A 13,407-nucleotide genomic window follows, 5' to 3' on the forward strand; every position below is an offset into this window, starting at 1 on the left:
TTGAGCGCAATAAGCGGCGGCGGTCACGTCGTGCGCCAGCGTGGTCATCGGGAATCCATGCGCCCTGCCGTTCCGGGCGGGTGATCGACGCGTGCGGTACGGCCGGCGATTGCTCCGGAATCGTGGCAATCAGCCGCCCGGCACAAAAAAGCCCGGCCGGGAGAGGCGGCCGGGCTCCGGGTCGCGCCCAGTAACGGGGCGCGTTCGTGGAGCGGTCAGAACTTGTAGCGCAGTCCAAGCAGGTACTGGCGGCCGGTTTCGCTGTACTCGAGCGGCAGTTGCACGGCCGGGTTGGACACCCAGGACTCTTGCGCCTCGTTGGTCAGGTTGCTGCCTTCGAGACTGACTTCCATGCGGTCGCTGATCTTGTAGCGGATCGATGCGTCGAGGACGGTGGTGCCGCTCTGTCCGTGCACGCCATTGGCCTCGCTGTTGAAGCCCGCTTCCGTGCCGGGAACCTGGATCAGGTAGTCGGAGCGGTTGGTCGCGGAGATGCGGCCGGACAGGCGCTCGCCCTCGTAGTACAGCGACGCATTCCAGCTGTTCTTGGATGTGCCGGTGAGGGCCGCCTTCTGGGCCAGGGCGCCGGACGACAGCACGTACTGCACCTCGGAATCGACGTAGGTGTAGTTCAACTGCACACCGAAGTCCTTCAGGAATCCGGGCAGGAAGGTGAACGGCTGTGTGTAGTTCAGCTCGACACCGCGCAGCGCGCCGCCCGGGGTGTTGACCGGCACAGTGAAGACGAAGTCGTCGGTGGGCAGCGCCGTGGTGCCTTCCAGCAGGCTGTCCGGCAGGCCGCTGGTGTTGTAGGGGCGGGTTTCGCGCGTGTTCTGGATAAAACTGTCGATGTCCTTATAGAACAGCACCGCGCCCAGCATCGCGCCTTCGTTGAAATACCACTCGAAGCCCAGGTCGTAGGTCTTCGCCCGCTGCGGATCCAGCAGGGGATTGCCCGCCGAGACGGTCCTGGCCGTACCGCTGACGCTGACCGTCACGCCCGGGCTCAGGTTGCCCAGCGGCGGGCGCGCCATCACTTTGGCGGCGCCGAAGCGGATCAGGAAATCGGGCGTGATCTCGGCCACCACGTTCAGCGAGGGCAGCGTATCGCTGTACTCGCGGTCCACCGTGATGACGGTGGGCGTGCCGTTGATGGTACCGACGCCCGTCGAGTTCTGGCTTGTGCGCACGTAGCGCACGCCGATGTTGCCGGACACCGGCACCGGGCCGAGATCGGTATTGAACTCGCCCATCAGGTAGACGCCACGATCCTGCTCGCCGACGCTCTGGTCGCTCGGGATGTAATTGGCCATCGTGAACGTGCCGCTATCGCTGAAGATGTCGTACATGTCCGCGATGGCGTCGAAGTCCGGCACGACCCAGGTTCCCGGGGAACCGCTGAAGCCGCGCAGCCGGGCCTGGATGATCTGGTCGCTCGGCAAGGGCACGGGCGTCGTGGACGTGCCGCCCGTGGTATTGGTCGGCACGATGGTCTCGGTCGCGGCACGACGGCGCTCACTGGACGTGAAGCCGAAGTTCTTGGCTTGCACGCCGCCCTTCACGGTGAACGACGGCGACACGATCCAGGCGAAATCCAGCTGGCCGGTGTCGTAATCGTTGGTGACGTAGTTCTCGCGCAGGCGGATCACCGACAGGTTCCAGCCATTGGGGTCGGTGGGATCGATACCGTAATTGAAGACCGGCTTGTTCGGATTGCCGCGGTAGTCGTAGCTGTAGCCGTTCACACCGTACCGGTCCATCATCACCGTGGCCTGGATCGGGTTGCTGTGCTCGGATTTCGATGTGCCGACCTTGCCGCTGATGCGGAAGCTGTCGCTGAAGCGGTGTTCGCCGTCCAGGCTGACCTGCCGGAAGGTCGTTTCCCATTCATCGTGGCGGTTTTCGGCGCGCAGGCCGACGTTGTTCATGACGGCGTACACCAGCGCGCCGTTCTCGATCACGCCATCCATCACCCGGATGTCGTTCTTCCTGCCGGCGCCGCTAGACTTGCTCAGGCTGTTGGCTTCGATGTAGCGCTCGTCGCGGACCGCATCGATCTTCGAGTACAGCGCATCCAGGCTGAAGGTGGTGTCGGACGAGGGCTTGAACTGCAGCGCACCTGTGACACCCAGTCGCTTCTGGTCGTGCTCCATCAGCGTGTAGCGCGGGAAGCGCGGGGCATAGACGTTGGCGGCAAGCGCCGGCGTGAACGGCGATGCCGCATTGAAGCCGCCGTTAGTGTTGCCGCCGGCCCAGCGCACGGTGCCGGAGCCTTCTTCCACCGTATCGCGCTCGGAATAGGCCACGGAGAACAAGGCACCGAAGCGGCCGTCCGCCCAACTGTTGGAGATCAGGCCGGCGAAGCGCGGGCTGGTGGTCTCCGCAGCGTCGTTGAAGCTGCCTTGCAGGTTGGCCGTCGCGGTGAATCCGTCGAAATCGAAGGGGCGGGCGGTGCGCAGGTCCACGGTGGCGCCGAGCGAGCCCTCTTCGACATCGGCGGACGCGGTCTTGCGCGCGATCAACTGCGAGAACAAATCCGATGCAAACACGTTGAAATCGAAATTGCGGCTGCGGTTGGCGCCGCCCTGCCCATCGCTGCTGCCCACCGAACTCATCGCCTCCAGGCCATTCAGGCGTACGCGGGTGAACTGCGGACCCAGGCCTCGCACCGTGATGTTGCGGCCTTCGCCCGCATCGCGGGTGATCACCACGCCGGGGATGCGCTGCAGCGACTCGGCAAGGTTGAGGTCCGGGAACTTGCCGATGTCCTGCGCGACGATGGCATCCACGATGCCCTTCTCGCCACGCTTGATGTCCAGCGCCTTTTCCAGGCTGGCGCGATAGCCGGTCACGCTGATGGTATCGAGGTTGGTGGCGTCGCCGGTCGGCGTGGCTTGTTCCTGATCGGTTGCCGCCTCCTGGGCATGCGCGGCCGCGCTCATCTGCAGCGCCAGGCCGATCGAAACGGCAAGCAAGGTAACCGGTGTCTTCCGGCGGTGTTGACTGACTGGCATGTTCTCCCCTCCTCAAGGGACCATGGCCGCGTGTGCGACTGTTTTGGTAGCAAAAAAACGCTGTTTATTCCCTTCCAGATCGTGCCAGCTGATAAAATGACACCGCTGGTCAAAAACAACGCTAACAGAGTGTGCGCTGCAACAACAACTGCCGACAGGGCCGGATTATCTTGTCCTCGGGACAATGCAGCACGGCGTGCGCGCATCGACGCAACACCGCAACGGGAGGAGTACCGCAATGGCGAAGATCGTGTGTTTCGGAGAGCTGCTGCTGCGCCTTGGCGCGCCCGGCAGGCAGGTGTTGCTGCAGTCGCCGACGCTGGACGTGCATGTCGGCGGGGCGGAAGCGAACGTGGCGGTATCGCTCGCGCGCTTCGGCCATGACGCCCGCATGGTGGGCGTGGTCGCGGACAACGTCCTGGGTGAGGCCACCCTCGGCGAACTGCGTCGTCATCGCGTCGATGTCGCGGCGGTGCAGTCGCATTCCGGGCGCATGGGGCTCTACTTCCTGACGCCGGGCGCGATCCAGCGACCGAGCGAAGTGCTCTACGACCGCGCCGACTCCGCCTTTGCCCGCGCGGGCGGCGGTGAGCACGACTGGCCCGTGTTGCTGACGGGTGCGCAGTGGCTGCATGTTTCCGGCGTCACGCCGGCGCTCGGCCAGCGAGCCGCGGACGGTGTGCTGACGGCCGTGAAAGCCGCGCGCGCCGCCGGGGTGAAGGTGTCCTTTGATGGCAACTTCCGCCCGAAGCTGTGGGAGGCCTGGGGCGGCGATGCGCCGCGCCTCCTACGCGGCCTGATGGCGGAGGCCGACATCCTGTTCGCCAGCCATCGCGACCTACAGGTAGTGCTGGGCCTGGACTTCCCGCAGGCGACGCCACAGGAGCGCTTCGCCGCCGGCGCGGCCGCCGCGTTCCAGGCCTTCCCGCATCTGCGGCAGATGGCGGCGACCGTGCGCGTCCAGCGCAGCGTGGACCACCATGTGCTGTCGGGCATCACCGCGCTGCGCGACGGCGCCCTGCACACCACGCCCGCGCATGAGGTCTCGCCGATCGTGGACCGGATCGGCACCGGTGACGCCTTCGCCGCGGGTGTGCTGCATGGCGGATTGACCGGCATGCCGGTCGCCGACGCGCTGCACTTCGGCGTCGCCGCCGCCTGCCTCAAGCATTCGCTGCCGGGCGACTTCAACCTGGTCGGCGCGGCCGACGTGCATGCGTTCCTCAGCGACAACAGCCTGGACGTGAAGCGCTGACCGTGCACGCGACCCACAGGGAATGTTGCGTTGCGACATTCCCGGACGCAGGAAAAACTATCGTTTGAAGATGCCGCCGCGGGCTTTGCCCGTGGCGCGATTCCCGCAGACTGCGCGCCATGATGAGCGCCGTCCATGCGTAGCAAACTGTTCGTGCCCGGCAGCCGTCCCGCGATGTTCGCCAAGGCGCTTGCCGGCGATGCCGATCTGCTGTCCTTCGACCTCGAAGACGCCGTCGCCGGCGACGACAAGGCGTCCGCGCGGGCGGAGGTGGCCGCGTTCCTGCGCAGCGCGCCGCATCGTGCCGTGGGCAAGCAGGTCGTCGTGCGCGTGAATGCGTGGAACACCTCGGCCTGGGAAGACGACCTGCGTGCGATCCTGCCACTCGACATCGACCTGCTCAACCTGCCGAAGATCGAATCCGCGGACCAGCTTCGCCAGGCCGTGAGCGAGATCGATGCGATCGAGGCTCGCCTCGGCGTGCGCCGCGCCGTCGGCTTGCTGGTCAACATCGAGACGCCGCGCGCGCTGCGGCACGCCGCGAAGATCGCGAACGCCCATCCGCGCGTACGCGGCCTGCAGCTGGGGCTGGGCGATCTGTTCGAACCGCATGGCATCCGCCGCACCGACCTGCGCAACGTGCACGCCGCGCAGTACGCGCTGCGCATGGCCGCGGCGGAAGCCGGTGCGTTCGCCTACGATGCGGCATTCCCCGGCCTGGAAGACGAGGCCGGTTTCAAGGCTGAGGCTGATTCGGCTCGGGCGTTGGGCTTTGCGGGCAAGAGTTGCGTGCATCCGCGCCAGGTCGCGTGGGCGAACGCGGTGTTCGCACCGTCTGAAGAGGACATCGAAGCGGCCCGTCGGACCGTGCAGAAGGCAGCCGAAGCCGGCGAGGGTGCCTTCGCCGTGGATGGCCGCATGGTGGACGCGCCTTTCCTGGCGCGCGCGCGCGCCGTGCTGGCGTTCGTGGATCGGGAAAAGGGGACCCCATGAGTCAACCGGCAACGCGGTCCTTGACCGCCCGCATCCAGCGCGTGGTCCGGCACGCGTTCGCATGGTCCTTGCTGGTCGTGGCGGCGTCGGTCGTACCGGCTCACGCGGAGAGCCTGGCCACGGTGAAGCAGGAAGCGTTGCCTGCGCCGCCCTCCGGGGTGGCGAGTGACGTGCACGCGGTGGGAACCGCGCTGGTCGCGCTGCATGAAGGACGTGCGTGGCAGCTGCCTGCAGGCAGCAAGGCCTGGCAGCCGGTATCGCTGGCTGACGACATCGCCGCTCCTGCGACCTGGGCCAGTGCCGCGAAGGGTGTGCTTTATCTGCTGGTAAGCGCAGACAACGGCCAGACCTATACGAGTGCTTCCGGCGCAACGCTCGAACGTGACCGCCTCAGCCTGCATCCGCTTCCCGCCTGGCCGACGGCACTGAAGGGCGTGTCGCTGGCCGAAGCCGACGGCCGCCTTTACGTCAGTGGCTTGGATGAAAGCGGTGCGCCACGCTTGTATCAACTGACGCTCGCTACGCCCGCCGGCGGATGGACCGCGCTCGCCACGTGGCCCGCGGGTGGCGTCAGCAGCCTGCTCGCACAGCGGGGCGATCTGTTCGCCACCGTGCCGGGCGCCGACGGCGATGCACTCTGGCGCTGGCATCGGGAAACGGGCTGGACGCAGATGCCGTCGCTGCCGGGCCGGCTGGTACCGCAGGCCGCGCGCGCGCTCGGCCAGGCGCACCTGCTGTACCTCCTGGCGTCGGACGGCGCGGCGCCACGCCTGGAAACCTTCCATACGATCACCAAGGCGTGGGCGAGTTTGCCCGCGGCGCCGCCGTCCGGCATCCAGAGCGTCACGCCCTGGGGCGACGGCCTGGTGATGGGCGGGGAAGAGGGTGCGCTCACGACCTTGCAGCTGCAGTCCGGCAAGCATCTGCTGACCTGGCTCGACTGGCTGGTGATCGTGGTCTACCTGGCCGCGATGATCGGCATCGGCCTGTACTTCTACCTGCGCGAGAAGCGCAACTCCACCGAGAACTTCTTCGTCGGCAGCCGCACGATCCCGTTCTGGGCAGCGGGACTTAGCCTCTATGCGGTCAACACCAGTTCGATCAGCTTCATCGCGATCCCAGCGAAGGCTTTCGAGACCAACTGGCAGTACCTGACCAACAACCTGATCGCCGTGCTCGGCCTGATGTTCGTGGCGATCTGGATCGTGCCGCTGTTGCGTCGGCTCAACCTGATGTCGACGTTCTCCTACCTGGAGACGCGCTTCCATCCAAGCATCCGCATGCTGGCCAGCGCCCTGGCGATCCTCATGCAGATCGGTAGCCGGATGAGCGTCATCCTGTTCCTGCCGGCGCTGGCCATCTCGACGATCACCGGCATCGATGTGGTCTGGAGCGTGTGGCTGATGGGCGGCTTCACCATCATCTACACGGCGATGGGCGGCATGAAGGCGGTCATCTGGACGGACGTCGTCCAGGTCATCGTGAAAATGGGCGGCGCGATCTTCGCGATCCTCTTCATCGTCTGGACGTTGAAGGGCGGCTTCGGCGAGTTCACCCAGATCGCCATGGCCGAAGACAAGACCAAGCTGTTCGATTTCAGCTTCGACCTGACCAAGGCGACGGTCTGGGGCTTCATCTTCCTGGTGCTGTTCGAGGTCGTGCTGACCTTCCCGAAGGATCAGGTGCTGATGCAGCGCGTGTTGTCGACCAAGTCGGACAAGGAGGCCGGCCGCTCGGTCTGGGCCTTCGCCGCCATCATGATCCCGGGCGGCTTCGTGTTCTACGGCATCGGCACGGCGCTGTTCGTCTACTACAAGAACAATCCGGAGCGGATGAATCCACTGCTTCCCGTCGATGCGACGTTCCCGCTGTTCATCGCCGCGGAACTGCCGATGGGCGTGACCGGCCTGATCATCGCCGGCATCTTCGCTGCGGCGATGGCGACCTTGTCCGGCATCATGAACTCGGTGGCCACGCTGATCACCGTCGACTTCTACGAACGCTTCGCTAAGGATAAGTCGCAGAAGAAAGGTGTGTTCTTCGCCGAGATCATGACGGTGGTGGTGGGACTGGTCGGCATCGGCGCCGCGCTGGTGCTGTCGCGCTTCGACATCGGCTCGCTGTTCGACGTCTCAATCGAACTGGCTGGCCTGCTCGGTGGGGGTTTCGCCGGCGCGTACACGCTGGGCATGTTCACACGCCGGGCGAACTCGCAGGGCGTGGCGATCGGCATCGTCAGCGCGATCGTACTCACCTTCGTGGCCTGGTGGTTCGACCTGGTCCATCCGTACTTCTACCTGGCCATCTCCATCCTGGTCTGCGTGGTGGTGGGTTACCTGGCCAGCCTATGCTTCCCGGCGCCGTCACGCTCACTGAAGGGCCTGACGATCCATCGCCAGGACGCCGTGGCCGACACCGATTGACGCGCATGGGCCATAGGTCCCGTCGTCGCCGGCGCGCGCCTCGTGTAGCCTGAGGGCAGCAGGGGGAGGCGCGTGGACACCCAGTTCCTGAATACCTTCGTGGTGGTCGCCGACCGCGGTTCGATGGCCGCGGCGGCGCGCGTGCTCAACATCACCCCGGCGGCGGTGGCCCAGCAGATCCGCACGCTGGAACGCGAACTGGGTGCGCCGCTGATCGCACGCGCCGGCCGCACCGTCAGCCTGACCGAAGAGGGCTCGCGCATCCTGCAGCGCGCCCGCGACCTGCTGCGCGACGTCGCCGACATGCGCAGCGTCGCCAACGACAGCGAAGTTTCCGGTGAACTGCGCCTGGGCGCCTGTCCCACGGCGCTGGCCGGGATGCTGCCGGACATCCTGGCGCGGATGGTGGATGCGTTCCCGCAGATCAACGTCTATATCCGTCCCGGCTACTCGGCCGAGCTCTACCGCGCCGTAGAGAATGGCGAACTGGACGCGGCGTTGGTGCTGCAGGCGCCTTACAACCTGCCCAAGACCTGCGACTGGCAGCTGTTGCGCGAGGAGCCGCTGGTGATGATCGCACCGGCCCGCATGGCCGGTCGCGATCCGCACGAACTGCTGCGCACCGAGCCGCTGATCCGCTACGACCGCAACCAGTGGGGCGGGCGCGTGGCGGACGATTACCTGCGCAGCGCCGGCATCGTGCCGCACGAGCGTTTCGAACTGAATGGGCTCAACGCCATCGCGGTGATGGTCGATCGCGGCCTCGGCGTGTCATTGGTGCCGGACTGGGCGAAACCGTGGCCGGAAGGCCTGAACCTGGTGCGTATTCCGCTGCCGATGCCCAGTGAGCCGCGCCGAATCGGCATGGTGTGGTCGCGCTCCACGGTGCGCATCCGCCTAGTGACCGTGCTGCTGCAGGAGAGCCGCGCCACCGCGGGGCAGGGCTGACCGCGCCACGCGCGTCATGTTGCAGTGCACGCTACAAAAACTAGCCTGTGAACATATCCACGGGCGATTCTTTCGTGACACGGGTCCTCCTACGCTTGCCGCATCGTCGGGTTCGAGCGTCTGGGAGGAACGCTGGGCACGCCGGCCGCAGGCGCGGCCTTTCTCGCACACACCCTTGCCATGCGGCAGGCGCATCGCGCCGCCGCCCACTTCGCATTTCGAGAACAGACCATGAAACAGGTACCCGCCGCGTTCGGCGTTTTCCTACTCGCCGCCGCCGTCAGCGCCAGCGTCAAGGCCCAACAGAACACGCCGCTGCCGCCGCAGGACGCGGCGACCGAAGAAGCCAAGGCCAAGGACGCCGTCGACCTGGATCAGGTGATCGTGACCGGCGTGCGCGCGCCCAAGGCCGTGGACAAGATCCCCGGCGCGGTGTCGCTGGTCACGAAAGAAGAGATCGCCCACACGCTGCTGGTCACCGAAGACGCCACCGCCGTGCTGGCGCGCACCGTGCCGGGCTATGCGGAAGCGTCGCAGGCCATGAGCAATAGCGGCGAGACGCTGCGCGGCCGCGTGGCGCTGCGTCTGTTCGACGGTGTGCCGCAGGGTTCGCCGCTTCGCGACGGCAGCCGCAACGCGACGTTCACCGACATGGGCATCGTGGGCCGCGTCGAAGTCATCAACGGCCCGTCCGCGTCCGAAGGTATCGGCGCCTCGGGCGGCATCATCAACTACATCTCCGCCGTGCCGACCAAGGAGGGCAGCGAGTTCCGCTTCCTGTCGCGCTACTCCACCCAGTTCAAGGACGATAGCGCGGGTTGGAAGCTCGGCCTCAACTACGCCTACAAGCAGGACAACTACGACCTGGTCGCAGGCGTGGCGCAAATCGATCGCGGCATGGGTTACGACGCCGATGGCGTGCGTCTGGGCATGAACACCAGCGGTTCGGTCAACGACTCCGTGGCGCGCAACATCTTCGTCAAGGGCGGCTTCAACTTCGGCGAGGACCTGGGAAAGCGCCTGCAGCTGAGCTACAGCCATTTCAAGATCGAAGGCAATGGCGACTACATCCAGGTCGACGGCTGCCGCTACGACCCGGAAGACTGTCCGAATCCGCGCCCGAACACGTCCGAGCGCGGCCAGATCTTCGGCAGCAAGGCGGAGTTCAACGATTTCAAGCAGGTCAACCTGCAATACACCGACGGCGATTTCCTGGGCGGCACGCTCAACCTCAACGCCTACTGGGCCGACCAGGCCATGCGCTATCCGCCGGAGAACGGCAGCGACCGCCAGGACCCGCTCATCCCGCCCAACGGACCGGACGGCCTGATCTGGGATCAGTCGGAAATCAATTCCGACAAGGTGGGTTTCCGTCCGTCGTGGGTACGTGGCGAACTGTTCGGGGTCCCCGGTCTCGAGTTGCGCACCGGCGTGGATTGGGTGCGCGACAAGGCCGACCAGCGCCTCGCGCTGACCAACCGCGTGTGGGTGCCGCCGATGGAGTACGAAAGCATCGCGCCGTATGCCCAGCTGAGCTGGGATATCGGTCCGGTGACCTTGAGCGGCGGCATCCGTCGCGAGGATGGCGAGCTGAGCGTGGACGATTACACCACCACGTGGTTCCGGGATCGTCGATTCGTCGAAGGAGGCAAGCTCTCCTACAAGGAGAATCTGGTCAATTTCGGCGCGATCTGGCGCATCACCGACCAGTGGTCCGTGTTCGCGGCCTACGGCGAGGGCTTCGGCCTGCCCAACGTGGGCATCCCGCTACGCAACATCTCGTGCCCGAACGATCCCAACGACACCAAGCCCGATGGCTGCCCGGGCGATCCGCCGGTCTCGGTCGATTCCACCTTCCGCGAACTGTCCGCCGTGGTCGTCGACAATCGCGAGGTCGGCGTCAACTGGCGGGGCGACCGTACTTCCTTCAGCGCCTCGTACTACGACTCCCGTTCCGACTACGGCACCTCGTTCGCGATCGATCCGGCCACCAACGACTATGTGCTGTTCCGCGCGCCGACCCGGATCAAGGGCTTCGAGTTCTCCGGCGACTGGAACATCAACGAGGACTGGAAGATCAGCGGCTTGTACTCGCGGATCCGCGGCAAGACGGCGTTCTGGACCGAAGATCCGGCAGGCCGTTGGGACGCGGGCGGCTTGAACAAGCCAATGGGTGCGTTGGACATCAACCCCGACAAGATCGGCCTGTCGGTGCGTTGGAAGTTCAATGAAGCGGGCGACGTCACCCTCGGCTCGACCACGCTGCTCTCGCGCGACCTGAGCGGCAGCGACGTACGCGAGTTCGACAATGCCTCCTTCTCCTACGAGGAACACACCACTGGCTACACGCTGTTCGACCTGGGCATGAACTACCGCGTCGAGAAGTGGGGCCGCTTCTCGCTCGGTGTCGAGAACCTGGCGAACAAGCAGTACATCCTGACCTGGTCGCAGGTGCCCGGCTTCCGCAACTACTGGGCCGGCCGCGGCCGCATGTACTCCTTCACCTACGAGTACACGTTCTGATCCACGATCCGCGGATGCCGGCACTCCCCCACGCTGCGTCCTCCCGCGCCGCCCCCTCTCCAGGGCGGCGCGGGCTCTGGATGGTCCTGATGCTCTCGCTTGCTGCCTGCGCGACCGCCACGCCGCCACCGGCAGCGCTCCCGCGTGCACCGATGGACGCCGTGCTGACGCAGGCCGTCGGCGAGACCGGCTACCTGGGCGCCATCGCCCTGGTCGCCGACCAAGGCACCGTGGTCTACCGCGGTGCCTACGGTCACGCCGACCTGCAGGCGCAGCAACCCTTGCGGGAAGACACCATCTTCCGCATCTATTCGATGACCAAGCCGATCACGTCTGTGGCGGCGCTGATGCTGGTGGAAGAGGGCAGGTTGCAACTGGATGCCCCCGTCGCCACCTACCTGCCGGCGTTCGCCGGCCTGCAGCGTGTCGTCGGCGGCAGCGTCGAGGCGCCTGTGTTGGTCCCGGTGCAGCGCCCCCTGACGGTGCGGCATCTGCTGACGCACACGGCCGGGTTCGCCACCGGCGGCGACGACATCCGCGTCGCGACGGCCCTACTGCAGGCGCAGGCACCGGAGGATGACGCGGACCTGGCCGGCTATGCGGACCGCGTCGCACGCGCGCCGCTGGCGATGGAACCCGGCACGCGCTTCCGCTACGACGGCGTCAACACCGAAATCCTCGCCCGCGTGATCGAAGTGGCGAGCGGGCAACCCTTCGATGTCTTCCTGCGCTCGCGCATCTTGCAGCCGTTACGGATGCGCGATACCGGATTCGATGTGCCTGCCGCACAGCGCGGTCGCATCATGGCGCTCACCACGCGCGATGCGGACGGTCGGCGCGTGCTGGCCGATACATCCTCCGCACGCGAGCCAGGCGTCCGACTGCGTGCGTACACCAGTGGCGCCGGTGGTCTGTATTCCACCGCGGCCGATTACCTGCGCTTCGCGCAGATGCTGGCCGAAGGTGGTGCGCTGGATGGCGTGCGCCTGCTGCGCGATGACACCGTGGCGATGATGATGTCCGATCAGTTGGGCCGCTTCGATCCGGCCGTGCCGCCGCCCGAACCGGGCGAGGGCTTCGGCCTGGGCGGCTACGTCGTCATCGATCCGGCCGTTGCTGAGCGTCCCGGATCGCGCGGCCAGTTCGGTTGGTCCGGCGCAGCGTCCACGTATTTCACCATCGACCGCGAGCGCGGCTTGGTGATCCTGCTGTTGTCGCAACACCTGCCGTCGGACGACGCGCCGGCACTGCCGAAGCTCGCCACGCCGTTCTATCGCGCGGTCTATTCGGCGGTGTCGCCATGAGTCGGCATCACGGCGGTGTGCTGGTCGCGGGGTCGGCGAACCTGGACTTCGTCGTGCGGGCGCACCACGTGCCGGCGCCCGGCGAGACCGTGCTCGGTCGTGACTTCGCCACCTTCCCCGGCGGAAAGGGCGCCAACCAGGCGGTGGCCATTGCGCGCGCCGGGGGTGTGGCGACGCGCATGCTGCTTGCACTCGGTGACGATCCCTACGCCGGCGTGCTCGAAGCCGCCCTGGTCGAGGCCGGCGTGGCGATGCACATCGTGCGCGTGCCCGGGACCGCCAGCGGCACCGCCTTCATCTGCCTGTCTGACGATGCGGAAAACGCGATCACCGTGGCGCCAGGCGCCAACACCGGCCTTCGCCCGCATCACCTGCCGTCCTTGCGCGGCATCAGCCACCTGCTGCTGCAACTAGAGACGCCGCTGGACAGCGTGGCGCATTACGCGCAGCTCGCCCGCGAGGCCGGCGTACGCGTCGTGCTGAACGCCGCACCGGCGACGCCGCTGCCGGCGGGCCTGCTGGACAACGTCGACGTGCTGGTCGTCAACGAGGGCGAACTGGCGACGCTGGCCGGCGAGGGCGCGGTCGCCGCGCAGGCGGCCCGGCTCGCGGTGCCCTGCATCGTCGTCACCCTCGGCGCACGCGGGTGTTTCGCGCGCCGTGGCGGCGAGATCTTCCTGCAACCGGCCTTTCCGATCGATGCGGTCGACACCACCGCAGCCGGCGACACGTTCTGCGGTGCGCTCGCGGCGCGGTTGGCTGAGCATGCCGGGTTGGCGGACGCGCTACGCTTCGCCAGCGCGGCCTCGGCGCTGGCCTGTACCCGACTGGGTGCGCAGGCAAGCATCCCGGCACGTGCCGACGTGGAGGCCTGGCTCGCCGGCCAAGCTGGCGCCGCTTCGCAGCAGGACGCCCTGGCGGCGTACTGCGGCCTTTCCTGATCCCGA

The 13,407-nt window shown here is 66.7% G+C and carries 8 protein-coding genes; 7 read left to right on the forward strand and 1 reads right to left on the reverse strand.

The window, feature by feature from the left end; all coding sequences use genetic code 11:
* Positions 1-215: 215 nt before the first annotated feature.
* Positions 216-3,014 carry a TonB-dependent receptor gene (locus tag AC23D6_RS02955; RefSeq protein WP_487751349.1) on the reverse strand — a complete coding sequence of 933 codons (2,799 nt, stop codon included), beginning with the start codon at positions 3,012-3,014 and terminating at the stop codon, positions 216-218.
* A 238-nt stretch (positions 3,015-3,252) separates the two neighbouring features.
* Here AC23D6_RS02955 and AC23D6_RS02960 point away from each other — a divergent pair, with 238 nt between their 5' ends.
* From AC23D6_RS02960 to AC23D6_RS02990, 7 genes are all read left to right on the forward strand, one after another.
* A complete protein-coding gene (locus AC23D6_RS02960) occupies positions 3,253-4,269 on the forward strand; it encodes a sugar kinase (protein WP_487751350.1) in 1,017 nt (338 codons plus the stop codon).
* A gap of 135 nt (positions 4,270-4,404) precedes the next feature.
* The gene (locus AC23D6_RS02965) at positions 4,405-5,262 is read left to right on the forward strand and encodes an HpcH/HpaI aldolase/citrate lyase family protein (protein ID WP_487751351.1); all 858 of its coding nucleotides are present in this window, start codon (positions 4,405-4,407) and stop codon (positions 5,260-5,262) included.
* 20 nt (positions 5,263-5,282) lie between these two features.
* Positions 5,283-7,685 (forward strand): sodium:solute symporter family transporter, encoded by a 2,403-nt coding sequence (locus tag AC23D6_RS02970; RefSeq protein ID WP_487751352.1) that lies wholly within the window; start codon positions 5,283-5,285, stop codon positions 7,683-7,685.
* Between the two features lie 72 nt (positions 7,686-7,757).
* Positions 7,758-8,633 (forward strand): LysR family transcriptional regulator, encoded by an 876-nt coding sequence (locus AC23D6_RS02975; protein WP_487751353.1) that lies wholly within the window; start codon positions 7,758-7,760, stop codon positions 8,631-8,633.
* A gap of 231 nt (positions 8,634-8,864) precedes the next feature.
* Positions 8,865-11,156 carry a TonB-dependent receptor gene (locus AC23D6_RS02980; RefSeq protein ID WP_487751354.1) on the forward strand — a complete coding sequence of 764 codons (2,292 nt, stop codon included), beginning with the start codon at positions 8,865-8,867 and terminating at the stop codon, positions 11,154-11,156.
* Between the two features lie 89 nt (positions 11,157-11,245).
* A complete protein-coding gene (locus AC23D6_RS02985; RefSeq protein ID WP_487751355.1) occupies positions 11,246-12,460 on the forward strand; it encodes a serine hydrolase domain-containing protein in 1,215 nt (404 codons plus the stop codon).
* A complete protein-coding gene (locus tag AC23D6_RS02990) occupies positions 12,457-13,401 on the forward strand; it encodes a ribokinase (RefSeq protein WP_487751356.1) in 945 nt (314 codons plus the stop codon). Before AC23D6_RS02985 ends, AC23D6_RS02990 begins: the two co-directional genes overlap by 4 nt.
* Positions 13,402-13,407 lie beyond the last annotated feature (6 nt).

This window comes from Pseudoxanthomonas sp. G3, from assembly GCF_057654715.1.

Excerpts from the sequence above, each read along its gene's own strand:
- AC23D6_RS02955 (WP_487751349.1), bottom strand. The coding sequence starts at position 3,014 with ATGCCAGTCAGTCAACACCGCCGGAAGACACCGGTTACCTTGCTTGCC.
- AC23D6_RS02960 (WP_487751350.1), top strand. The coding sequence starts at position 3,253 with ATGGCGAAGATCGTGTGTTTCGGAGAGCTGCTGCTGCGCCTTGGCGCG.
- AC23D6_RS02965 (WP_487751351.1), top strand. The coding sequence starts at position 4,405 with ATGCGTAGCAAACTGTTCGTGCCCGGCAGCCGTCCCGCGATGTTCGCC.
- AC23D6_RS02980 (WP_487751354.1), top strand. The coding sequence starts at position 8,865 with ATGAAACAGGTACCCGCCGCGTTCGGCGTTTTCCTACTCGCCGCCGCC.
- AC23D6_RS02985 (WP_487751355.1), top strand. The coding sequence starts at position 11,246 with ATGCTCTCGCTTGCTGCCTGCGCGACCGCCACGCCGCCACCGGCAGCG.
- AC23D6_RS02990 (WP_487751356.1), top strand. The coding sequence starts at position 12,457 with ATGAGTCGGCATCACGGCGGTGTGCTGGTCGCGGGGTCGGCGAACCTG.